This window comes from Alcanivorax jadensis T9 (assembly GCF_000756655.1).
GTDB classification, from domain to species: domain Bacteria; phylum Pseudomonadota; class Gammaproteobacteria; order Pseudomonadales; family Alcanivoracaceae; genus Alcanivorax; species Alcanivorax jadensis.
On the sequence record NZ_ARXU01000003.1, the window covers coordinates 115,652 to 139,052 of the forward strand.

At 59.4% G+C, this 23,401-nt stretch carries 22 protein-coding genes; 10 read left to right on the plus strand and 12 right to left on the minus strand.

Annotated features, from left to right (window positions below; genetic code table 11):
* Positions 1 to 36 precede the first annotated feature (36 nt).
* The 3 genes from T9A_RS05160 to T9A_RS16775 all read left to right on the plus strand — a co-directional run bounded on the left by T9A_RS05160 (position 37) and on the right by T9A_RS16775 (position 2,337).
* Positions 37 to 1,332, plus strand: coding sequence for a CsgG/HfaB family protein (locus tag T9A_RS05160; RefSeq protein WP_035245740.1), 1,296 nt, complete (start codon positions 37 to 39; stop codon positions 1,330 to 1,332).
* 49 nt (positions 1,333 to 1,381) lie between these two features.
* Positions 1,382 to 1,789, plus strand: coding sequence for a DCC1-like thiol-disulfide oxidoreductase family protein (locus T9A_RS05165; RefSeq protein WP_035245743.1), 408 nt, complete (start codon positions 1,382 to 1,384; stop codon positions 1,787 to 1,789).
* 104 nt (positions 1,790 to 1,893) lie between these two features.
* The gene (locus T9A_RS16775; protein WP_035245745.1) at positions 1,894 to 2,337 is read left to right on the plus strand and encodes an REP-associated tyrosine transposase; all 444 of its coding nucleotides are present in this window, start codon (positions 1,894 to 1,896) and stop codon (positions 2,335 to 2,337) included.
* Positions 2,338 to 2,459: 122 nt separating this feature from the next.
* Here the strand turns inward: T9A_RS16775 and T9A_RS05175 are convergent, their stop codons facing one another.
* Positions 2,460 to 3,719 (minus strand): PepSY-associated TM helix domain-containing protein, encoded by a 1,260-nt coding sequence (locus T9A_RS05175; RefSeq protein ID WP_035245747.1) that lies wholly within the window; start codon positions 3,717 to 3,719, stop codon positions 2,460 to 2,462.
* Positions 3,720 to 3,792: 73 nt separating this feature from the next.
* Positions 3,793 to 4,395 (minus strand): HPP family protein, encoded by a 603-nt coding sequence (locus T9A_RS05180; RefSeq protein WP_035245749.1) that lies wholly within the window; start codon positions 4,393 to 4,395, stop codon positions 3,793 to 3,795.
* A gap of 153 nt (positions 4,396 to 4,548) precedes the next feature.
* Here T9A_RS05180 and T9A_RS05185 point away from each other — a divergent pair, with 153 nt between their 5' ends.
* A complete protein-coding gene (locus tag T9A_RS05185) occupies positions 4,549 to 6,321 on the plus strand; it encodes a monovalent cation:proton antiporter-2 (CPA2) family protein (protein ID WP_035245758.1) in 1,773 nt (590 codons plus the stop codon).
* A 123-nt stretch (positions 6,322 to 6,444) separates the two neighbouring features.
* On the plus strand, positions 6,445 to 8,565 hold the full coding sequence (locus T9A_RS05190; RefSeq protein ID WP_035245759.1) for a TonB-dependent siderophore receptor: 2,121 nt from the start codon (positions 6,445 to 6,447) through the stop codon (positions 8,563 to 8,565).
* Between the two features lie 140 nt (positions 8,566 to 8,705).
* Here the strand turns inward: T9A_RS05190 and T9A_RS05195 are convergent, their stop codons facing one another.
* The 6 genes from T9A_RS05195 to T9A_RS05220 form a co-directional block, all read right to left on the minus strand.
* Positions 8,706 to 9,125, minus strand: coding sequence for an SRPBCC family protein (locus T9A_RS05195; protein ID WP_052042504.1), 420 nt, complete (start codon positions 9,123 to 9,125; stop codon positions 8,706 to 8,708).
* A gap of 216 nt (positions 9,126 to 9,341) precedes the next feature.
* The gene (locus T9A_RS05200; protein ID WP_035245764.1) at positions 9,342 to 10,376 is read right to left on the minus strand and encodes an NAD(P)H-dependent flavin oxidoreductase; all 1,035 of its coding nucleotides are present in this window, start codon (positions 10,374 to 10,376) and stop codon (positions 9,342 to 9,344) included.
* 94 nt (positions 10,377 to 10,470) lie between these two features.
* Complete coding sequence (locus T9A_RS05205; RefSeq protein ID WP_052042506.1) at positions 10,471 to 10,668, minus strand: hypothetical protein; 198 nt, start codon at positions 10,666 to 10,668, stop codon at positions 10,471 to 10,473.
* A 21-nt stretch (positions 10,669 to 10,689) separates the two neighbouring features.
* A complete protein-coding gene (gene ggt, locus T9A_RS05210; protein ID WP_035245765.1) occupies positions 10,690 to 12,363 on the minus strand; it encodes a gamma-glutamyltransferase in 1,674 nt (557 codons plus the stop codon).
* Positions 12,364 to 12,619: 256 nt separating this feature from the next.
* Entirely contained in the window at positions 12,620 to 13,114 is a 495-nt protein-coding gene (coaD, locus tag T9A_RS05215; protein WP_035246259.1) for a pantetheine-phosphate adenylyltransferase, read from the minus strand.
* A 96-nt stretch (positions 13,115 to 13,210) separates the two neighbouring features.
* Positions 13,211 to 14,275 carry an SDR family oxidoreductase gene (locus T9A_RS05220; protein WP_035245767.1) on the minus strand — a complete coding sequence of 355 codons (1,065 nt, stop codon included), beginning with the start codon at positions 14,273 to 14,275 and terminating at the stop codon, positions 13,211 to 13,213.
* An 81-nt stretch (positions 14,276 to 14,356) separates the two neighbouring features.
* Here T9A_RS05220 and T9A_RS05225 point away from each other — a divergent pair, with 81 nt between their 5' ends.
* Entirely contained in the window at positions 14,357 to 14,740 is a 384-nt protein-coding gene (locus tag T9A_RS05225; RefSeq protein ID WP_035245770.1) for a MerR family transcriptional regulator, read from the plus strand.
* A gap of 254 nt (positions 14,741 to 14,994) precedes the next feature.
* Complete coding sequence (locus tag T9A_RS05230; RefSeq protein ID WP_084573399.1) at positions 14,995 to 15,573, plus strand: DUF4334 domain-containing protein; 579 nt, start codon at positions 14,995 to 14,997, stop codon at positions 15,571 to 15,573.
* A gap of 210 nt (positions 15,574 to 15,783) precedes the next feature.
* Here T9A_RS05230 and T9A_RS05235 read toward each other — a convergent pair whose 3' ends face one another.
* The 4 genes from T9A_RS05235 to T9A_RS05250 all read right to left on the minus strand — a co-directional run bounded on the left by T9A_RS05235 (position 15,784) and on the right by T9A_RS05250 (position 20,724).
* Complete coding sequence (locus T9A_RS05235; protein ID WP_035245773.1) at positions 15,784 to 16,647, minus strand: PA4780 family RIO1-like protein kinase; 864 nt, start codon at positions 16,645 to 16,647, stop codon at positions 15,784 to 15,786.
* A 127-nt stretch (positions 16,648 to 16,774) separates the two neighbouring features.
* Positions 16,775 to 18,391, minus strand: coding sequence for a GMC family oxidoreductase (locus T9A_RS05240; RefSeq protein WP_035245775.1), 1,617 nt, complete (start codon positions 18,389 to 18,391; stop codon positions 16,775 to 16,777).
* Between the two features lie 93 nt (positions 18,392 to 18,484).
* On the minus strand, positions 18,485 to 19,066 hold the full coding sequence (locus T9A_RS05245) for a twin-arginine translocation signal domain-containing protein (RefSeq protein WP_052042507.1): 582 nt from the start codon (positions 19,064 to 19,066) through the stop codon (positions 18,485 to 18,487).
* A 215-nt stretch (positions 19,067 to 19,281) separates the two neighbouring features.
* Complete coding sequence (locus T9A_RS05250) at positions 19,282 to 20,724, minus strand: coniferyl aldehyde dehydrogenase (RefSeq protein ID WP_035245777.1); 1,443 nt, start codon at positions 20,722 to 20,724, stop codon at positions 19,282 to 19,284.
* A 313-nt stretch (positions 20,725 to 21,037) separates the two neighbouring features.
* On the opposite strand from T9A_RS05250, the gene T9A_RS05255 reads away from it, so the two are divergent.
* The 3 genes from T9A_RS05255 (at position 21,038) to T9A_RS05265 (ending at position 23,315) form a co-directional block, all read left to right on the plus strand.
* A complete protein-coding gene (locus T9A_RS05255) occupies positions 21,038 to 21,739 on the plus strand; it encodes a TetR/AcrR family transcriptional regulator (RefSeq protein WP_035245778.1) in 702 nt (233 codons plus the stop codon).
* Positions 21,740 to 22,191: 452 nt separating this feature from the next.
* Positions 22,192 to 22,899, plus strand: coding sequence for an HNH endonuclease (locus T9A_RS16555; protein ID WP_052042509.1), 708 nt, complete (start codon positions 22,192 to 22,194; stop codon positions 22,897 to 22,899).
* Positions 22,900 to 22,976: 77 nt separating this feature from the next.
* Positions 22,977 to 23,315 carry a hypothetical protein gene (locus T9A_RS05265; protein ID WP_035245779.1) on the plus strand — a complete coding sequence of 113 codons (339 nt, stop codon included), beginning with the start codon at positions 22,977 to 22,979 and terminating at the stop codon, positions 23,313 to 23,315.
* Positions 23,316 to 23,401: the final 86 nt, after the last annotated feature.

The following is a 23,401-nucleotide window of genomic DNA, read 5'->3' on the forward strand; positions in this document are numbered from 1 at the left end:
CGGTGGCGTGCATGCTAACCAGACATGGAGGCCGTTATGACCAAGCACCTGTTCGCTCCGTTGTTTTTCATCCTGTTGCTGTGTGCGTCACTGGCCCAGGCAGCCACGGAAACCATTTCCGTGTCGGCCCGGGGTTACGGCGACAACCCGGAACAGGCCATGACCAATGCCCTGGTGGCGGCGGTGCGACAGGCTGGCGGGGTCAGCGTGGCGGTGGACCCGAACTTCCGCACCAATGTGCTGGAATGGGTGGTTCGCCAGCAGGGTGACGTGAGCACCTGGATCGGCAACAAAACCTCCGTGCCGGAGCCGCAGCTGCCTACCCTGGGCAATATCAAGAGTTACCAGGTGCAGTCGGTGAAGCAGGTAGAAGACGGCCTGTGGCAGGCCAACGTGCAGGCGGAGGTGCTTCGTCCCAAGACCCTGGGTGCGGACCGCTCGCACCTGCCCGGCATTGCCATCACCACCTTCGACAGCCGCAAGCCCCGCTATGATCTGGGCGACCTGCAGGTGCCGGCCAGCCAGGTGCAGCGTCAGTTGCGCGATGATCTGGTTACCGCCTTTACCCAGTCCGGACGCTTCCGGGTGCTGGACCGGGCCAACCTGGATGCCATCGACCAGGAGCAGTCGGTGGTGCAGGAAGGCAGTGTGGCGCCGGAAGAGCTGGTCCGTCTGGGACAGCGCAAGGGGGCCGATCTACTGCTGGTAGGCACCATCGAGGACTTCAGCATTGGCGACAGCCAGCGGGAATTCTACGGTGCCAAATTCTCCGGCTACGAACCGCGTATTCGTGTTCGTTATCGGCTGATCGACACCACCACCAGTGAAATTCTGTGGGCAGATCTGTTCGACTGGAACAAGTCGGAAGCCTCCATCCGTGAAGTGGCCCGTCAGCTCAATATCGACGACCGCAACCACCCGGAACGGCTGGCGGATGAGCTTTACCCGGCCATTGCCCGTGCCATGGCCGGTGCCGCCACGGACGTGCTCTACCCGGTGCAGATCATCAAGGTGCAGGGCGATACCGTCTTCCTCAGTCAGGGTCAGGGCCGGCTGGAGCAGGATGCCAGCATGCAGGTCTACCGCCCCGCCGGGGAAATGAAAGACCCGGACACCGGCCTGACCATCAAGCTGGAGGGCAACGCCCTGGCCACCCTGACGGTCACCGACGTGCGCCCGGATTATGGCGTAGCCCGTCTGGAAGGCCCGGCCAGTAGTGCTCTACAGGCGGGAGACCGGGTGCGAACCTCGCACCAGTCCAGCGCCTCGACGGCTCAACCTGCCGGGCAGCCGCCCAGCCCGGGCTCGTCGGAAGCACCGATTCAGTGGTAACGACAAGCACCCTTCCCGGGGGCTTTTTATTGGCTCAGCCGGAGATAACGTGTCCCGCCCCGACATCTTGCTGGTCTACGACAAGGAATGCCCGGCCTGCCATGCCTACTGCCAGGTGGTGCGGATTCGCGAAAGCGTGGGCGAGCTGCGCATCGTGGATGCCCGGGAAGACAGTGAGGTGATGCGCGAGATTACCGGTGCCGGCATGGATATCGATCAGGGCATGGTGCTGAAGATGGGCGAGCAGCTTTACTACGGCGCCGACGCCATCCATGCCCTGGCCCTGATCGGCAGCCGCTCTGGCGTGTTTAACCGCTTCAACTACTGGATGTTCCGTTCCCGGCGCGTGTCGACAGTGCTCTACCCGCTACTGCGTTTCTTCCGCAACCTGCTGCTGAAACTGCTGGGCAAAACGCGCATCAACAACCTCAACCAGCCCGGCCGCGATCGCTTCTGATGCTTGCTGTTGAGTGCCTGCTCTCGTTCGCTTGATCGTGCCGCCTACAGAAAATTCAGCGATATCGACTTTGCTGCCTTGTGCTTGGGCGCAATCCTTTTTGCATGGCGAAGCGATATCAGGGAAACCGTCTCAGGCAGGGGCGTTACTCCGAGGCGGGAAGGATTTATCACGTCACTGTGGTGACCAATGGGCGGCATCCTTGGTTTGAAGACGCACAGCATGCGCGAACCATGTGCCGGACATTGCTCTGGTCCGATAAGCAAGGCATGACATCCTCATTCTGTTTTGTCGTGATGCCGGATCATATCCATTGGCTCTTTACGTTGGAGGGGAAGTACCCACTTTCCACAACCATGAATCTCGTCAAAGGTAGGAGCGGTCGTTTGTCAGGGGGGCGCATCTGGCAAAGGGGCTACCACGACCATGCGATCCGCTACCAAGAATCGATCAAGGATATTGCCCGTTATATCGTTGCCAATCCCTTGCGTGCCGGCCTGGTCAAATCCCTCAGATATTACCCTTACTGGAATGCGATGTGGCTTTGAGGTTTGCTGTAGGAGCGCCACTTGAGGCGCGAAATATGCTTGCGACAAGACGATAGAACGGAGTGGTAAACCACACGGTTCGCGCCTCAAGTGGCGCTCCTACAGGGCGGTTAGCAGGCCGTTCAGGTTGCTGATGTGGCGGCGGATGTGTTGATCCGCTTACGCTTTTTAATGGCCACCCGTGCCTTGCGCTTCTTCCACCAGATCACTACGCCGGTAATCGACAGCATGGCCACGGCGATGCCCATGATCGATACGATGATGCGCCCTGGCATGCCGGCGATGCGCCCGGAGTGAAGCGGGAACTGAAGCTGGTTGAAGACGTCGGCGGCAGTGCCCTGCCAGGGGACTTCATCACCGATCAGATTGCCGTTCTCGCCGTCGTAATAGAGGCTTTTGACTTTCATGCCGCCGCTGTCATGGTCTTCGCCCGGGTAGTAGAAGCGCACCCCGAAGACGGCAAAATTGTCGCTGTAGAAGGTGTCGCCGATGGGCTCTTGCCAGTTGCGGTTATCCGCTTCGGTGCGGGCCTTATCAAACAGGGCCGGCCAGCTTACCCGGGGTTCCACCGGGTCATGCAGGGCGGTGGGGGTGCGGGTCTCGAAAGGCCCGGGGGTGGTCTCTGAAACCATGGACATCACCGGGTAGAAAACTTCCCGATACAGGTTCAGGGAGAAAGAGGTAAAGGCCAGGATGAGTAGCAGGCCGAACACCCACAGCCCTACTGCCGTATGCAGGTCAAAATTCAGTTTGTAGGCGCCGGCGCCGCGACGAATCATCCAGGCAGGCTTCCAGCGTTGCAGCCAGCTCTTGCCGCCCGCTTTGTGCGTACGACGCTTGCGCGGCAGGGTCAGCGCCATGGCGATAAAGGTATCGAACAGCCACACCATGGCTGCGGCGCCCATCAGCCAGATGCCCCAGCGGTTGATGCCGTTCCACTCCGGCAGGTGCAGGGTGAAGTGCAGCTTGTAGAGGAAGGACATCAGGTGTTCCGGGTGCAGGGAAATCTTGCCCCACAGGCGTTTGCCGACGATCTCGCCGGTGACCGGATCCACGAAGGCGTGGTCGTAGTCCAGATCATAGCGCTGTCCGGTTTCCGGATTCTCCCGGGCATCTACCCAGATCTCAGCGTTGTGGCCGGGTTCGGCGCCCAGGCTGAAGAAGCTGGCGCGCACCCGGGGGTCGGCCTCTTCCACCCGACGTACCAGTTCCAGCATGGGCAGGGGTTCCCCCTGGCTCTGGCTTTCAAACAGGTGCGGGTTGAGCCACTCGTCCAGTTCGTGGTCCCAGGAAATCAGTGCCCCGGTGAGGCCGGCAATAATCAGAAAGCCGGCGATAAAAAGGCCGAACCAGCGATGAAGAACCACCAGAATTGCGCGCATGATGCACCTGTCACGATCAGACTGAGCGCAGCAGTCTAACAGTAATAAAAGTAATTCTCATTACGAAAGTGACTCAGTCCTGTTGCTTGCGACTGCGCCACAGAGGATAGGGAATCCCGGCTACCCGGTTGATGATGAAGGCCTGGGCGACCAACAGGGCCACGGCGCTGATCAGTACCGGCAGTTGCTGCAGTTCGTGCATCAGGCCCAGGGAAACAATCAGTGATGTGGCTCCGGCCGGCGGATGGGCGACCCGGAACAGGATCATCAGCGCGCTGGTAAAGCCCAGTGACAGGCCGGCGGCCACCACCCGTGGCCATTCCACCCCGGTCAGGAAGGCGGCGGGGGCATCGTGCAGCCCGCATACCCACAGGGCGGCCCAACCACAGAGGGCGCCAATCACGTGGCCGCTGAGTACATTGCGCGGTGAGGCCGCTTCCGCCAGGGGCAGGTGGAATAACAAAAAAGCAGTGGCGCCCAGGGACGGAAAGATAAACGACTGCTGGGTTATCAGCGCGACGATGGCGATCAGGGCAATACTCAGCCCGCCGTTGACCAGATTGAACAGCGCCAGCACCAGGCGGGGGTTGAACCGCTGGCTCATCACATCCAGATGCAGTTGCCGCAGCAGGCCGCCGACCAGCTGCTGGCGCAGCCGGTCATTCTGTTCACTCATCTCGTGCACTAATCCGGGGCGAATAAAGAGCGCGCATGGTAAGGCTTTGGTAATGGTTGAGCAATTTTGGTGCACGGCAGGCCGATAGCGCTTTTTAACAACGGCTAATGGGCAAATCCGCTAGCATGAGCGGATCAGAAAAAGGAGATCACCGTGGAAGGCTTTTTCTCTCAGGCGCTGGTTCTGCTGGCGGCTACGCTGTTGTTATTGCCGCTGTTCCAGCGATTGGGTCTGGGCAGCATTCTTGGCTATCTCGCCGCCGGGATTGTCGTGGGGCCTCTTGGGCTGGCGCTGGTCAGCGGCGGCACCGATGTGCTGCACTTCGCCGAGCTGGGGGTGGTGCTGATGCTGTTTCTGGTGGGGCTGGAACTGGCGCCGCAACAGCTGTGGGCGCAACGCCAACGGCTGGTGGGGCTGGGTGCCAGCCAGGTGATTCTCAGTGCCCTGCTGCTGGCCGGTGCCTTCCTGCTGCTGGGTTTCGAGACCAACGTTAGCCTGGCCATCGGCTTTACCCTGGCGCTGTCATCCACGGCTTTTGTGGTGCAGATGCTGGTGGAGAACAACCAGCTGGGCACGCCCCAGGGCCGCTCGGCGTTTTCCATTCTGTTGTTCCAGGACCTGGCGGTGATCCCGATCCTGCTGCTGTTGCCCCTGCTGGCCGGAGCGCAGGCGGGGGATGACAGCCCGCAGTTGCTGGCGGGGCTGGCGGCGCTGGCGGGCATGGTGCTGGCGGGTAAATACGCGCTGAATCCGTGGCTGGGCTGGCTGGCCAAACTGCGCAACCGGGAACTGATGATCGCCAGTGCGTTGATGCTGGTGCTGGGTGCCGCAGCACTGATGGAGCACCTGGGCCTGTCCATGGGCCTGGGGGCCTTTGTGGCCGGGGTGCTGCTGGCCAACTCGCCCTACCGGGAGCAACTGGAAACCGATATCCAGCCGTTCAAGAGCTTGCTGCTGGGCCTTTTCTTCCTGGCCATCGGCATGACCATGGATCTGCGTTTGCTGGTCGACAACCCTGGCGACATTGCGCTGTATCTACTGGTACTGCTGGGCGTGAAGGCGCTGGTGCTGGCGGTGATCAGCCGGGTACGCGGGGTGGAATGGCGCAATACCGCCCTGTTCGGCATCCTGCTCTGCCAGGGTGGTGAATTTGCCTTTGTGCTGTTTACCCAGGCTCAGGCGCTGAATCTGCTCGACAACACCCTGGTGGGTCAGCTCAATCTGGTGGTGGCCCTGTCCATGGCAGCCACCCCGCTGCTGTTAAAACTGGTGACCCTGCTGTGGCCGGAGCGCCGCACCAGCAGCTCCCGGCCGGATCTGGAAGCGGAAGATATGCCCGACCACCACCCGCGGGTGGTGATTGCCGGGCTGGGCCGTTTCGGCCAGATCACCGCGCGTATTCTGGTGGCACGCAAAATTCCCTTCACCGCGCTGGATTCCGACCCGGACGAAATTGACATGCTGCGCCGCTACGGCAACGAAGTGTACTTCGGCGATGTGACTCGCCTGGACCTGTTGCGCAACGCTGGCCTGGAACACGCCAAAGTCATGGTGCTGGCTGTGGACGACGTGGATGCGTCGCTGAAAGCGGCGGAGCTGGTACGCCATCATTTCCCTGACGTGACTATCGTGGCGCGGGCCCGGGACCGGTTCCACGCCTACAAACTTCATGCGCTGGGGGTGGAGCAGGTGATCCGCGAAACCTTCGAGTCCGCCCTGCTCAGTACCCGGCTGACGTTGATGCAACTGGGCGTGCCGGAATCCACTGCCATCGATCTGGTGCGCAGTTTCCGCGACCTGGACGAAAACCTGCTGCGTGAGCAGGTGGAACACCAGGACGATGGTGAAAAGTTGGTTGAGGCCAACCAGCGTGGGCGTGCGGAACTGCAGTCTCTGCTTTCCCAGGATGACGGCAATAGTCGATAACGCTATTGAGAACGGTTATCAAAATCATTATGATCCTTCGTCAGTTTCGGCTCACGGTGTTGTGGGGGCAGCGACCTTTCTGCCTGCGGGGCCGATATGTGTTTGAACTGACTGGGGTCTTCAATGGGAAAGCGAATTCTGATCGGGGCTGTCAATGCTTCGCTGTTAATCCTCTCGCCCAGCCTTCTGGCTGATGAGGCGAATACGTCAGCCCATGAACTGGGTGAAATTTCTGTTGGTGCCTCCGCACCGGGAACGGTGTCCGATGATACCGAGAGCTATGCTCCCAAAAGAGCCGTCTCCAGTGCGACAGGGCTGTCGATGAGCCTGCGGGAAACCCCGCAGTCCGTGTCGGTCACCACGCGTACGGAGATGGATGATTTTGGTCAAAACACCATTAATGATGTGTTGGCCAACACCACCGGTATTACCGTGCAGAAATATGAAACCGACCGGGCTGAATACAATGCCCGCGGTTTTGATATTGATACGTTCAAATATGATGGTGTGGGTTCACCATCGGGCCGGCCCGGCGTGCGAGGTGAGCTGGATACCGCGCTGTTTGAACGCGTGGAAGTGATTCGTGGTGCCAATGGTCTGATGACCGGAGCGGGCGAGCCTTCCGCGGTGGTGAACTTTGTCCGCAAGCGTCCCACCCGTGATAGTCAGGCCTCTGTGGGTTTGACCGGAGGGTCCTGGGATACCTATCGCGCCGATGGCGATGTGTCCGGCAGCCTGACTGATAATGTCCGGGCTCGTGTGGTGACCGCGTACCGGGATGGCAATTCCTATCTGGACCGTTATGAAAAAGAGCGTGGCGTCCTCTATGGTGTTGTCGAAGCGGATTTGACCGAGAACACCTTGTTCACCGTTGGCTATTCTCGTCAGGAAGACAAAGCGGACCAGAATATGTGGGGCTCCTTGCCGCTGTTCTACGCAGATGGCACCCCCACTGACTTTAGCACCTCTACCAGTACCGGGGCGGATTGGGCCTTCTGGGATACGGTCAAGGAAGATGCCTTTGTCGAGCTGGCCCAGCAATTTGATAATGGCTGGGAAGGGAAAGCGGTCTACCAATACCGTAAATGGGAAGGTGACTCGAAGTTGCTTTATCTCTTCGGTAATCCCACCCGTGATCTGGATGGCATGTTTGCCTACCCCAGCAAGTTCCAGAGTTATGAACGCCAGGAAACCGTTGATCTGTCTGCCCGGGGCCCCTATGAGGTCGGTGGCCGTGTGCATGAAATGGTCATCGGCTTTAACCGTGGCAAAGTCCGGCCGAAAGAAATGTCCTTCTTTGCTGATTTCGGCGGTTCGCGCTTTACACCGATTGACTCGGAGCAAGTATTCACCGGGGACTTCCCTGAGCCAGCCTTTGACGGGGAGCAAGAAGGCAGTGACTGGGTCGATCGGTACCTGGGGGGTTATCTGGCAACCCGCCTGAATCTGGCTGATCCGCTGACAGCGGTGCTTGGTGCCCGTTATCAGGACGTGGAAAGCGAGGGCGAAGCCTACGGCGCTTCACGCACCAGCAGTGCATCCGAACTGGTTCCCTATGCCGGTGTGATCCTGGATCTTACTGAACAGCACTCTCTGTATACCAGCTATACCACTATCTTCAATCCGCAAACGGAACTGACGCCGAATGGTGACCGTCTGGATCCGGTTGAGGGTGTGAATATTGAATATGGGCTGAAGAGCGAATGGTTCCAGGGTCGACTGAACACCTCTTTGGTAGCATTTGAAACGGAACAAAAAAATGTGGCTGAGCAAATCCCCAGCAACCAACCACAAGCGGAATTCCGTGGAGAGGACTTCGACAGCGGCGGCTATGAAGCGGAAGTGTCCGGCGAAATTCTGAATGACTGGAATATCACTGCCGGCTATTCCTACCTGGATATCGAAGACGATGATAAAGGGAATGCGCTGAGAACCTACATTCCTGAAGAAACCTTTACCCTGGCGACCACGTATCGCCCGGTCGGACTGAAGAAGCTGAAAGTGGGAATGACCGTTAACTGGCAGAGCCGTGTGACCAACACTAGCGGTGGCAACGAAACGAAACAGGAGAGTTATGCACTGGTTAACCTGATGGCCGGGTATGACTTTACTGACCACTTCAATGCCAAATTGCGGGTTAACAATGTGACCGACGAAAAATATCTGAGCAGTCTGCGTTACTTTGGTCAGAGCTATTACGGCCCACCGACCAACGCAAATCTGAGCCTGAACTATACGTTCTAGCTACTTAATCACTGTAGCAACCGTTTAACGCCGACATCTGTGCAAGCAAGGGTGTCGGCGTTTTTTTATGTCTGAAAGCCCGTGTAGGAGCCATGCTAAGAGGGTTCGCCATGCGAGCATGGCTCCTACAGAGTGCTGCCTTACAGCTTCAGCTTGTTCAGGCCGCGGCTGATGGCCTGACCCAGACCGGCTTTTACCACCGGGCCAAGCAGTGGCAGTTTGCCTTCGAACTCAATCACGTAATGAAGCTGGCTGCCGCCATTGCCGTTTTCGGAAAAGCGCATGGTGCCCTTGTGGTTCTTCAGCGGGCTGCCCTTGCTGATCTTGTATTCGATCAGCTCGTTGGGGACCACCTTGGTGACCGTTTCTTCGAACGGCGGCGCGATCAGGATGCGCATACGGCGGGTGGAGCCCACGCCGTTGGGGCTGTCGATGCCGGGCTTCACCCGCTTGATCTTGGCCGGGGCGAAAATCACCTCCAGGTTCTCGTGGTCACTGAGAAAGTCGAACAGCTTGTCCACGGAAAACGGGAAGGTCTTGGTAATCTCGATACGCTGCATGAAAAGCACTCCGCTAGGGCCCGGCAACGGGCCGGGCAAATCTCACACCGGCCTGGCCGGTAAACAGGATGTCGATTCTGACCGCTGCCCCACAACCTGCAAGGTTAAATCGGGCCATAGGAGAAGCGGCCCTGCCAGGTTTTCTGTAGGAGCTATGCTTGCATGGCGAACAGGTTCTGAATTCTTCGCCATGCAAGCATAGCTCCTACGTAAAAACTAACTCCAGCCTTCGGCCAGCCACCGGGTCACTTCTACTGCCGATACATCCCGGCAAGCACTGGCAAACTGCCCTGCCCACAACGGTGAGCAGTCACCGCTGCCCTGGGCTTCCGCAGCGGCGCGCAACGGGCCGATGGCATTGCCCGCTAACGGGAAGGCCGGTGCGGCTTCCGGCAGAGGGCCCAGCGTATCCATCAACCGGTTCATCATTCCACGGGCGGGGCGCCCGGAAAATACCGTGGTCAAGGCGGTATGGCGGGCTCGGTCACTCTGCAGCCATTGCCGGTGCACGCTCTTGGTGGTGGCCTCCGGGCATAGCAGATAGGCCGTGCCTACCTGAACGGCGCTGGCGCCCAGCGCGCGGGCAGCCCGGACCCCTGCCGGGGTGGCAATGCCACCGGCGGCGATCACCGGTAGGGAAATGGCGTCGGCAATCTGTGGCAGCAAGCTTAAGGTGCCCTGCTGCAGGCTGAGGTCGTCACTGAGGAAGTGCCCCCGGTGTCCACCGGCTTCCAGTCCCTGCGCAATCACCCCGTCGGTGCCGTTCTCTGCCAGCCAGATTGCCTCCTCCACCGTGGTGGCGCTGGACAGCACCCGGGCCCCTGTAGCTTTTACTCGCGCCAGCAAGGCCGGGTCCGGTAAGCCGTAATGGAAACTCACCACCGCCGGGCGAAACCGTTCCAGCACCGCCGCGCTGTCTTCGTCGAAGGGTTGCCGGGAGGGGCCGTTGGCAATGGCCGAGGTATCCGCTGCGAATTCGTCATAGAAAGGCTGCAGGGCGTCCACCCAGCGCTGCTCCCCTTCCGGGTCCGGTGCAGGAGAGGTGTGGCAGAAAAAATTCACATTCCAGGGTTTGCTGGTGGCCGCAGACAATTGCGTCAGCTGTTCTTCCAGCCCCTGGGCATTGAGCATCCCCGCCGGCACCGAGCCCAGCCCCCCGGCCTCACAAACCGCCGCCGCCAGGCGCCAGTCCTGGACGCCGGCCATGGGTGCCTGGATCAGGGGAAAAGCGGTATCAAAGAGGGACGTCATAGGGAGCTCCGGTTACCGTCACGAAAGCTCAACGCTAACCGGAAAGCGGGGGTGTCGCTACCGTTTGCGAGATACAACCGCGAGAGCGGAGCCATCAGGAGCCCGTGGCTTCCTGGCGCTCCCGCTCATACTCTTCGTAAGGCTTGCTGGCGCGGGACATGCAGTCGTCGTATTCCGACAGTGGCACCTTGTCGCACTGGAGGCGGTTGTTGAGCTGGATGTTGTCATAGAGCGCTTTCTCGCTGCAGGCAGAAAGCAGTATGGCGGCGGTAAGCAGCAGGATTTTTTTCACAGCATCAGCTCCTGGTCAGCCTTAATCCGTGCCGGTTTTCTTCAGCGCGGCCTGTCCGCTCACCTGGGCACTGCCAATCCCGCGCGGGTCGCTGGCGGCGGTGACCTCATTGCTGCCCTTGCGCCACAGGATCGCCTGCATGTTGCCGTAGTCGCGACCGGTGGAGACCACATGGTGGCCGCGTAGCATCAATTCCTTGGCCGCTTCGCTGCCGACAAACTCCGGCTCCGCCTGCACTTCATCGGGCAGGTACTGGTGGTGGAAGCGGACCCGGTTGACCCAGGCATCCACCGGCTGGTTGTTGGCCGCTTCCAGCACGCCGAGCATGACCATGGTGATGATACGGCTGCCGCCGGGGGTGCCGAGGATGGCCACGCGGTCGTCGAATTCCACGAAGGTAGGCGTCATCGACGACAGGGGGCGCTTGCCGGGGGCGATGGCGTTGGCCTCGCTACCCACCAGACCATAGGCGTTGGGAACGCCGGGTTTGGCAGAGAAGTCGTCCATTTCGTTGTTGAGCAGCACGCCGGTGCCCGGGGCCACGAAGCCGCTGCCGAAGGGCAGATTGATGCTCAGGGTGGCGGCGACCCGGTTGCCGGCCTTGTCCAGTACCGACAGGTGGGTGGTGTGGAAGCCCTCTTCCACGGTGAGCGGTTCGCCCAGGGTGTGGCTGGGGGTGGCCTCGTCCGGGTTGATGGTGCTGGCTCGCTGCTTGGCATAATCGCTGCTCAACAGCTTATCCACAGGGATATCCACAAAGTCCGGATCGCCCAGGTAGCGGGCCCGATCCTGGTAGGCCCGGCGCATGGCTTCCACGATCAGGTGGGTATCCGGTTCGCCATCGAACTGACTGAGGATATTGAGGGCCTGCCCCATCACGATGCCGCCGGCGGAGGGCGGCGGTGCCGAAACGATACGGGCATTTTTAAAGGTGCTCACGGTAGGTGAGCGCTCAATCACTTCGTAGTTGGCCAGGTCGTCCAGGCTCCAGATACCCCCGGCCTGCTCCACGCCATCCACTAGCTGTTGGGCCACGTCGCCCTGATAGAAGCCGGCCTTGCCCTTCTCGGCCAGCAGGGTGAGCACCCGGGCCAGATCCGGTTGCTTGATCACATGGCCCGCGGGGGGCACCTTGCCGTTGTGCAGGAAGATGGCGGCAGCTTCCGGAAAGCGGTTGAGCACATCTTCCCGGTAACCGGCCAGTTTACGGTAATGCGCTTCCACCTCGAAGCCGTCTTTGGCCAGCCGGATGGCAGGGGCCAGGGAGGTCTTCAGGGGCAGCTTGCCGTAGTTCTCCGCCAGGTGCACAAAGGCGGCGGCCTGGCCGGGGATGCCGGCGGCGCTGGGGCCGTTCAGTGCCCAGTCACGCACTACCTTGCCATCGCGATCCTGGTACATGGTGGGGATGGCGGCGTCCGGGGCGGTTTCCCGGGCATCCACGAAGGTCTGCAGGCCGTCACTTTCCCGATGCAGCAGCCAGAAACCGCCGCCGCCCATACCCGCTGAGTAGGGCTCGACGACCGCCAGTGCCGCGGCCACGGCGATGGCCGCATCATAGGCATTGCCGCCCTGCTTGAGGATCTCCATGCCCGCTTCGGTAGCCAGTGGGTGAGCGCTCGCTACCGCGTTCTTGCCCGGCCCGGCGGCCTGGGCAGTAATGGTGATCAGCAGTAGCAAGGGAAGCAGAATGCGCATGGTTCCTCCGTGGATGCGGATATTTCTGTAGGAGCGCCGCTCGAGGCGCGAACCTGCTTGGGAAAGGTTTCCCGGGTTCGCTTCGCGCCTCGAGCGGCGCTCCTACAGCAGTTTGTCAGCGTTATTATTATTGAGTGGCTATTCTGACAACGCGATCCAAGGCTACCGCTTCTGAAAAGCCGCTACCCGCGACTGGTTCCGGTTCGCGGGGTTGGCCTGGCTGTATGCAGGGGCTGACTCGCGCTGTCGGGTGCCGCTATCGTTTCTTTCTTTCCTGGCGTTTCTGCTCCAGCGCTTCCGCGACCAGCGGCGGCACGAAGTTGCTCACATCCCCGTCCAGCAGGGCGATTTCGCGAATCAGCGAACTGGAAATAAAGGACAGGTGCTCCGCCGGGGTCAGGAACACGGTTTCCAGGTCCGGTGCCAGTTGCCGGTTCATGTTGGCGAGCTGGAATTCGTATTCGAAATCACTCACCGCCCGCAGGCCCCGCAGCAGGATGTTGCCTTCCTCTTCCTTACAGAAGTGGGCCAGCAGTTTGGAGAAGCCGGTGACCCGTACATTGGGCAGATGGGCCAGTACCTGATTGGTCAGGTCGACACGTTCTTCCAGGTTGAACAGGGGCCCTTTCTTTTCACTGGCGGCAATGCCGACGACCACTTCATCAAACATCTTGGCGGCCCGTTCGACCAGGTCCAGATGGCCGTTGGTGATCGGATCGAAGGTGCCTGGGTAGATTACGCGGTTGGTCATGCTTGGCTCGCTTTGTCGCTGAATACCGTACCCGGCGCCGGGCCGGGCACCCACAATGCCCGCAAGCATACCCCAAGCGCCAGCAAAGATGCAGGGTCAGGCCGGTTGCGGGGCCGCTGGATTGCCATGGTGTTGCTGGTACCAGCGGGCGCTGCGGGCAATAACCGCCTCCATGGCAGGGCGTGCCAGGCCCTGCTGGTTCAGGAAATGGTCGGTGTCGGTGGTGTCGAAGCGGGTGGGCTGGATAAAGTGCAGGGCCTCCGGCCAGGTGTTCATCAGCCTTGGCATCCCCGGCAGGCGCAGCAACGCCGCCAGTACTGGTATCGGCAGGTGCCGCTGCGGCGCGCGCCGGTCCAGCATATCGGCGGCGATGGCCAGCAGGCCCTGCAAGTTGGGCGTGGTCGGGTCCAGGGCCAGTAGCCGCTGCGGGACGCTGTCAGCGGTGGCGGCCACTGCAATCAGGGCCGCCAGATGATCCACGGCCACCAGCGGCAGCCAGTGCTCGGGGCTGCCCGGGACCATGGCCATCCGCCCCCGTGCCAGGTTGTCGAGCAGGGCAAACAGTGGCTGGGCACTATCCAGGGCGCCGGTACGACTGTGGCCGGCGACGGTAGCGGGTTGCACTTCCACCAGGTTCAGATCGTGGGTTGCCGCCAGGGCGCGTACCCGGATTGCCGCTTCCAGTTTGCTCGCTTCATAACCGCCGGCCCGGCGGTAGACGTGCTGCCAGTCCACCTGATCCGGGTCGTCGCTGGTGATACTCAGTCGTTGCAGATGCTCCCGGTTTTCCAGCATGAAGCCACTGATAAAGACCAGGCGGCTGCCATGGCGGCGGGCCAGCTCGGCCACCGCCAGGCTGCCGGCCACATTGGTGCGCTGGGCGGTGGCGCGATCCAGTTGCCAGGCAAAGCGGGCGCCCAGGTGAATGATGGCCTGAGGTGCAGCGAGATTCTCCGGCAGGCCCAGGCTGGGCAGATCCAGGTCGCCCTGCACCGCCTGCAGGCGCTCGCCCTGCCCGCCCAAGGCATTGACCTGTTGGCGCAGGGCGGGAAGCTGGCTATCCGGCTGGCGCAATACCGCCAGAATGTCATGGTCATGGGTTAACTGGGCGCAGACATGGCGGCCGATAAAGCCGGTGGCGCCGGTGATGAGCAGGGTCATGGCAGGTCTCCGTGATGGGGTATGCCACCACCCTAAAGGGTAGAGTATGCTCTAAGGTCAACAGCAAATTGAGAGGCGGCCATGCAGATCGCAGAACTGGAACAGCGCACCGGCGTGAACCGCCACACCCTGCGCTATTACGAAAAGGCCGGCCTGCTCCAGGAAGTGGAACGGCGTGGCAATAATTACCGGGACTATCCGGAAAAGGCGGTGGAACGAGTCGCCATGGTGCGTCAGCTCAAGGCATTGGGGTTTTCCCTGCGTGAGATTCGAGAAGTGCTCGATGCCTTGCGCAGCGACAGCATCGATTGCGAACAGGGCGCAGTGCTGATGGCGGAAAAGAAGGCGGCGGTGGACGACAAGATTCGCGAGCTGAAACAGGTCAGTGCCCTGCTGGGCCGGGAACAGCAACGGCTGGAAGACAGCGCGGCGGCATTGCGCGAAGAAGGACGCTGCAAGGGGTGATTGTTACCACAGTGGGCACAGAGTTCACTGAGGAAAACACAGGCTAAAGATGTCGATGCTGCCGGGTGTGCAGTAAACAATATCGTATGATTTTTCTCTTTTTCTATCCGTTTTTTAGCAAAAGACCGTTTTGGTCAATCAATGATGTTTTTGGTGAACGTCATTGCCTGACAATAGCGCACAAGCGCTGGTGATTCCGCCGCACTCTGCTTAGCGTAAGAGCCCATCATTAACACGGTTTCCGGGAGTAGAGCATGGGTGCGTCACAGGCAGATCAAAGCAAATTGAAAACAATCAGTTTTGCAGCGGCGCAACAGGCCGGCCGGGTATCACCGGACGATGCACTGGCCCTTTATGATGCGCTGGAGCCTATTGAGACGGATTTCATGATCGGTGCCTGGAAAGGCGAAGGCTTCGAAACCGGTCATCCGCTGGATGGGGTGCTGGAGCGTTGTCACTGGCACGGCAAGCGTTTTGACAGTGCGGAGCATGTGCACCCGCTGGTGTTTCGCAAGGCGTCCGGTGAGCTCACGACGGTGAAACCGCTGCTGGTGATGCCGGGGCTGGGCCTGCTCGACCGGTTGCCGTTCCTGAAGTCAGAACGGGTCGGCAAGTTGTTCCAGTGGATGCTGCCACTGCTGTCCGGGCGCCAGTCCGCCGCCCGCCTGCGCATGGTGAACTACCGGGGAAAAACCTCCGCCACCATGTCCTACGACAACCTGCCCATCAATGATGTGTTCCGCAAGGTAGATGCCAACACCGTGCTCGGCATCATGGATCTGAAAGGCATGAAGCAGCCGTTTTTCTTTGTGCTGCGTCGCGACAATTACTGAGCCTTCTGTCCCGTGCCGCCTGGGTGATCGGGAATGTCTGCGGCAGGACGGTTGCGTATGGCACCACCATTAGCCGTTGGAGCTTTGCTCGCAAAGCGAAAGGCGTGGCCGATACTCAAGCGGTTCGCTTTGCGAGCAAAGCTCCAACGGGTAACGGAATAGCAGGGTGAGTCTTGACCGAACGTGAGGCCTTGGTTGAACGGTATGGGCTCAGTAACCACTGTCCTCTGCGTCGCCGCTGAGCCGCTCTCGGCGTTCCTGTTCTTCCTCGAATGCCGCCTTGATCTCTGCCAGCACGTCTTCCACATCGGCGATGTGGCCGTCGTCTTCCACCTGGCCGGTGAGTTCGCTGTCCGGGGTCAGTTCACCGCTTTCATACAGGGCCCAGATTTCCTGACCATAACGGCTGCCACGGAGTGACGGAGCGTACTGGCCGTAATAGCGGGTCATGTTGTCCACGTCCCGGTAGAGCATGGCTTCGGCGCTGTTGTTGGCGGCGGCGTCCACGGCCTGGGGCAGGTCGATGATCACCGGCCCGTAGTCATCCACCAGTACATTGAACTCGGACAGGTCGCCGTGGATGATCCCGGCGCACAGCATGCGCACCACGTATTGCATCATCAGGGCGTGGTCTTCTTCCGCCTGCTCGGCGGACATCACCACCTCACTGAGGCGCGGGGCCACGTCGCCTTCATCGTCGGTGACCAGCTCCATCAGCAGCACCCCTTCGAGCATGTCGTAGGGCTTGGGCACGCGCACGCCGGCTTCGGCCAGCAGGCGCAGGGCATCCACCTCGGCGCTCTGCCAGATCTTTTCCTGCTGTTCCCGGCCGAACTTGGAGCCCTTTTCCATGGCCCGGCTGCGCCGGCTATTACGGACCTTGCGGCCTTCCCGGTACTGGGCGGCTTTCTTGAAGTTCCGTTTGGCGGCTTCCTTGTAGACTTTCGCGCAGCGGATCTCGTCGCCACAGCGGACCACGAAGATATCGGCTTCCTTGCCACTCATAAGACGGCTGATGACTTCGTCGATGAGACCGTCATCTACCAGGGGTTGTAATCGTTGCGGGGTTTTCATGCCGCACTTATACCTTATTTGGCGTCCGGCTTCCCCTGCTACCTGAGGTTTTCGTGCTGAAATCGGGGGGACGGGTGGAGCACCCTGCTCCGTTATGGCAACCGGAGCAGGGTGAGTCAGGAGCGGGTCAGGCTTTCAGCTTGTCCGCCAGGGCGGTGGCATTGCGGGCGCTCATCCCGTAGATGGTGAGCTGCGGGTTCACCCCCAGGCTGGTGGGGAAGACCGAGCCGTCAATAATGTACAGGCCATTCAGGTACTTGTAGCTGCCGTCGCTGTTGACCACGCACTGGGACTCATCCTGACCCATGGCACAACCGCCCATGACATGGGCGCTGCCGAGGCCGGTGATCACCGGGTCATAGGCGAAGTTGTTGATGGCGTCTTTGGCGGCTTTCCAGCTTTTGTAATAGCCAGCGTGGCTGTGGCTGGGGCGAATCTCTTTGGCGCCGGCGGCGAAGTGCATTTCCGCCATGGTCAGGTGGGTACGTTTGGCGCCTTCCAGCAGATAGTCGTCAACGGGGTAGTCGATGACCGGCTCGCCATTGTCGCGAAGCTCCACACTGCCACCGGGATTGTCGGCGTGGAAACCATCGCGCAGCAAGGCGATGGAGGATGCCAGGTTCGGCAGTCGCTCGATTTCGTTACGGGCATCGCCCCCGTAACCGCCCATCAGGGCACCGGTGAGGCCCGGGTGCATGGGCATCATTTCCAGCTTGTAACCCGCCGGGCCATCCACACCATGCTTGAACACGAACTCGTCGGAATACAGGGATTGTGGTGCACCGTAATACGGCGCCACTTCCTTGTCGTAGATGCCGAAGGTGAAGGTGGTGGGGTGCAGGAAGGTGCGCTTGCCCACCCTGCTTTGGGGGTCCGGAGCCTCAGAACGCATCAATAGGGCCGGAGTTTGAATGCCGCCGCCGGAGGCAATCACGGTTTTCGCCTTGACGGTGACCGTGGCGCCGGTGGGTACCTTGTCGTTGTTGAGCGGGCGCACTTCCACGCCAGTGACAGTGTCGCCGTCGATGAGCAGTCGATGGGCCTGGGCGCTGTGAATCAGTGTGGCACCGTTGTTCATGGCCATGGGCAGGGTGGTCACCAGCATGGATTGCTTGGCATTGGTGGGGCAGCCCATGCCGCAGTAGCCGATGTTCCAGCAGCCTTCCACGTTGCGGGGAATCACCGCCCATTCCCAGCCCAGCGCTTCACAGCCCTTTTTCAGCACGTCGTTGTTGGCGTTGGGGGGCATGATCCACTGGCTGATCTTGAGACGCTCTTCCATCTTCTGGAACCAGGGGTCCAGATCCTGGCGCAGCAGGTTTTCCACCCCGAAGGTGTCCTGCCAGTACTGCAGGGTTTCGCTGGGGGTGCGGAAGGAGCTGGTCCAGTTGACCACGGTGGTGCCGCCTACCGTGCGGCCCTGCAGGATGGTGATGCCGGCATCCTTGGTGGCGCGCATGGCGCCCTCCTGATAGAGGTCCCGGTAGGCCTGCCCTTCGTTCAGGGTAAAGTCGTCAGAGCTCATCAGCTTGCCGGCTTCGATAAGAATCACCTTGAGCCCGCGCTGGGTGAGAATTTCTGCGCTGACGCCGCCGCCGGCACCGGTGCCGATGATCACCACATCCGCTTCCAGAGTGCGGTCAGCGGAAACGGTACGGCCGTCAATGACATCCCAGCCGTTCTTGATACCGGTTTTCCACGGGTCATTGATGCCCTTGATGGGCAGGGAAGACAGGTCCTGCATGGCGTTGTCCTTGTTGTTTTGCGCCGGCTGCAAGATGCCGGACGCTTGACGCTAAAACCAGATCGCCCTGCCCGCAGGCAGGGTGAAGATCCATCAGGAGGTGGCGGTTGGTGCCGTATCCGCTGCCGGGATACCTGCCTCGGGCGTGATGATCACCTGCGGCGGGCCCGGGTAACCGGTACTGCGCGCCGCCTCAGGCTTCACATACCAGGCCATGAACATGGGCTGGGTGAGGCCTTTGAAGGCCATCTGCGACAGGCCGCGATCACTGGAGGACCAGTGGGCCAGGGTCTGTTGCAGCTCGTCCTCGCTTTGCTCGGCAAAGCTGGCCCAGGTGCCGGTGATAAACCAGCGGGCAGCGCCCAGCTGCATCAGATCGAGAATCTGAAAGAGCGTGGCACGGGTGCCGGGCATGGCCCCGTCGAGCAGGTCGTCGTAGGCTTTCATGCCGTCTTCGGCACTGGCCCCCACGTCGGTGAGGGCCTTGCCCAGCACTGCGCCGACCAGGGGAGTGAGCAGGTCCACGTCCTGTTGGCGGAAATGGCGATAGCCCGCCGCCGGGCCATCATTGCTGGAACAGCCGGTCAGCAGGGTGAGGGTGGAGCCAGTGGCCAGCAAGGCACTACCGGCGGCGCCCAGCTTGAGAAAGCTGCGGCGATTGAGTCCCTGATCCATAACGCACTCTATATTGTTGTTAGTGGTTATTTGTAGGAGCGGCGCTTGAGCCGCGAACCAACAAGGTACGAGTTGCGAGAAGCGAGTTTCGAAAACCCCCAACCCGCTCTTCGTCTTTCGTAACTCGCTTCTAGTGCCTCGTTACTGCATGAGGCTGTTCGCGGCTCGAGCGCCGCTCCTACAGCAAGGTGGCGGTTACACTGTAACCGTCGTTGTTATTTCAAAAAGTACTTATCAATCATCTTGTGCATGCCACGGCCATAGGGGGGCAGGATGAACTTGGTAGCGTTGAACTTGCCCTTCTTGTAGATGCCCTTGGCCTGGGAGAAGGTCAGGAAACCTTCCGGGCCGTGGTAGGCGCCCATGCCGGAATCGCCCACGCCGCCGAACGGAATGTCGTCCACGCCCACATGGGAAATGGTGTCGTTCAGGCAGACACCGCCGGAGTGGGTGTTCTTCAGCACCCGGTCACAGTTGCTCTGGTTCCAGTCCAGGTAGTACAGGGCCAGCGGACGGGGGCGCTCGTTCACATACTCGATGGCGTCATCCAGGTTCTTGTAAGGCACCACGATCATCAGCGGGCCGAAAATTTCGTCCTGGGCAATCTGCATGTCGTCGGTCACGTTCAGCACCAGGGTATGGGGAATTTTCTGGCTGCCGGTAAAGTCTTCATTGGCCGGGTTGATCTCGATGACATCGGCGCCCTTCTCGCTGGCATCCTTCAGGTAACCCTGCAGGCGGCTGAACTGGCGCTGGTTGATGATGGCGGTGAAGTCCGGGTTGTTGACCATGGTGGGGTAGGACTGGGCCACCTGGGCTTTCCAGGCGTCCACGAATTCCTGCACCCGGTTTTCCGGGCAGAGGATGTAGTCCGGAGCCACACAGGTCTGGCCGGAGTTCAGGCACTTGCCGAAGGCGATACGCTCGGCGGCATCCTTCATGGGGAAGTCCTGGCCGATGATGCAGGGGCTCTTGCCACCCAGCTCCAGGGTCACCGGGGTCAGGTTGGCGGCAGCGGCGCGCATGATGTGGCGGCCCACGGTGGTAGAGCCGGTGAACAGCAGGTGGTCGAACGGCAGGCTGGAGAACGCCTGGGCCACATCCACCTCGCCATTGATCACCGCTACCTGTTCTTCCGGGAAGGTGTCCGCGATCAGTTTCTCCAGCAAGGCACCGGTGCGCGGGGTAGCTTCACTCATCTTGATCATCACCCGGTTGCCGGCGGCCAGGGCGGTGATCAGGGGCACCACAGCCAGCTGGATCGGATAGTTCCAGGGCACGATGATGCCCACCACGCCCACCGGCTGGTATTCCACCCAGGTCTTGCCCGGCCAGCTCAGTGCGCTGACACTACGCTTCTGTGGCTTCATCCACTTGCGCAGCTTCTTGGTGGTGTACTTGAGCCCTTCCAGGGTGATCAACATCTCGGCCAGCTTGGTTTCGTCAGCGGCGCGGGTGGTGAAATCGTTGTTGAGGGCCTCGATCCAGGCATCCAGGTTGTCCAGCAGCAGGGGCTTGATGCGGTTGATCAGCTCAATGCGCTGTTCCGCGCTGGGGTAAGGGTGCTGGCGGTAGGCCGCTTTCTGGGCAGCGAAAATCTGCTGCATGCGTTCGATGTCGGCATTGTTGCTGTGGAGATCTTTCACTTCGGCGACCATGGTCACTTGCCTCCCGAGGCTTTTTTTATCCTGAGTCCACGACTTCATCGCGGCGTCTGACGCAAGCCTTTGCCGCCACAGAAAATTTTCTTCAGTCGATCGCATTCCCTGATGCGACGCTTCTTCAGAAAATCCCCTGTGACAGCAAATTCTTACGCCATCCATCCGCGCTGAAGCCGCGGCTTCAGGATTATGTATGATGACAAGACCGGCAGTGCTGATTGCCGATCAAAAATTAACCTTGAGTCTGATTTTTAGAGTAATTACTCTAGGAGTCAACCTGCGGTAATGAAATCACAACATTTGGCCTACAATGACCAGCACCAAGGAACGCATCCTCAACACCAGCCTTACCCTCTTCAACCGCGAAGGGGAACGCAATGTGACCACCAATCACATCGCCGAGGCGCTGGGCATCAGCCCGGGGAATCTCTACTACCACTTCCGTAACAAGGGCACCATCGTGGCCGCCCTGTTCGAGCGCTACAGCCAGAACTTGCTGGCCCTGCTGGAAGCCCCCCAGGGGCCGCTGACCTGGACCATCAAGACCCATTATTTCGAGGGGTTGCTGGCGTCCATGTGGCAGTACCGGTTTTTCCACCGCGACCTGACCCACTTTCTGCATGCCGACCAGGCGCTGGCGGCGCGCTACCAGGCCTTTGTGGAGGTGGTGCTGGAACGGGGACTGGTGATTTACGGCGAACTGCGCAGCAGCGGCATTATCGACGTGGATGACGAGCAGTTACAGGGGCTGATGGTGAACACCTGGGTGCTGATGTCCTCCTGGGCGGCACTGGTGCATGGCCTGCGCCCGGATGCGGCCGCCGATGAAGCCCTGGATGAATCCCTGATGCGCCACGGCATCTACCAGATCATCTGCCTGGAAGAACCCTTCCTGCGCGGCGAAGCCCGCGAACACCTGGAAGAAATGAAGGCCCGCTACCGGGCCGTGGATACGACCTCGGCGTTGCTGCTCGGCCATGTGCCCGGGCTGGACAGAACCGGCAGCGAATAGCTGCCCTTTCCCCTCAACCGCTGTAAAAAATGGTTTACCACAGAGGGCACAGAGAACACTGAGGAGAATCCTCTTTTCCCAATGTGCTCTGTGCCCTCTTGGTGAAGACGCAGGGGCATTGCCCTTTTCCGGATACACCCCCACCACTCACCTTCAAACATAGGCGGTTGATAACCGATGGTTGTTTGCCTCTATGGGGCGGCCTGTACGCTCCTTGTGCATGGGCTGGATCCTATTCTCAATCACTCTGTCTTTATGATCAGGGTTATTGGGTCAGGGAAAAGAAGAGGTCAACATATTGAATCATGCGTAAACCGACCAGTTTGTAACTGACTGACTTTTCTGCTTTTATCTTTCGATATGCAAATTTGTATCTGGTGATATGAAGCCGGCGTGTTCATTGGATATTCGAGCCGGCTTCCTAATACCTGTTATGAGTCTTAAGGAATCTCGTGAGAATTACACAATCGCTGAAAAAACAAGTTTTCGAGGAAGCAGGATGGAAGTGTGAATATTGTGGTGTTGCTCTCAATGAGAGTAATGCCTCAATAGACCATAAAATGCCGCGAAGTAAAGGCGGAACTGATGAACGAGAAAATTTAGCTGCGGCATGTCGTCAGTGCAATACGCAAAAAGCCGACAAAATAATTGAGGCAATAAGCGCTCCTATTGCAAAACAGGCGGCAGAAGCTTGGATTCATGCGTATATAAACTCACCTAAAGTGACAAGTGCTGTATCTTTTATAGTAGGTGTGCTCGGAATAGTGCTTGCTCTCTACTTTAATGAACAAGCAACCCTAAAGCGTGAGGCGAAGCTTGCAGAAGACTTGAGTTTCACCAACCAAATTAATCAGCTTAATGAAACAGAGGAGAATGTGAAAACACTTCTGTCTTTCATTCAGCAGCAGCGAAACCAGATGGTTGATAACCAAAACTCTCTTGAAGAGTTAAAAGAAGAAAAAAGCAAGCTACAGCCATTGGTTAGCGCCGACAAAGAGATTGTAGAAACTTTATTTTCAGCACAAGAGGCGAGAGCAAAAGCGTCAGCAAAGACAGAGAGATGGATCGGTTTCGGTTTGGGGATAGTTGCATCCATAGTTGCATCGATATTTATCATGATTATTCAGTATTTTGTTAAAGCTCGGCGCCGTGACTCATAACAAGCGCAGTCACTGGGACACAATTTACGCTGCGCTCCAATTGCGCCCGTGCTGCGGGCGTTAACTTTAGGAAGGCTATGGAAGATTACTTCAATTATATTTCGGAGTGGGTTGGCTTTGGTGTATTAACGCCATTTCTATTTGTCTTCGCGATTACCGGACCATTCGCAATTGTCGTTCTAGAAGAGGTAGGTGGAGATGCGGCGGAGAGGATCAAGGTGATTGTGGGTCTTTGTGCATTCTTCGCATCATTCTTTTTGTTTATTGGCACCGCTCAATACCTCTTGGAGCCAATGAGATTGCCCGGCAAAGGGATGCTAGAGTCTTTATTGGGGATTACCGTTTGGTACTTATCAATCAAATTTATTGCAATAATAATAGACCTTAGAGAAAGGGATACGGGCAGTAAAAGTTAACAAGAAGCAGCGGGCCTACCTTCGGCGGCTGTGCTAGGCGCTAGGGCGGTCGTGCTAAAAAATAATTAAAAAAGGGGGTGGTGGAC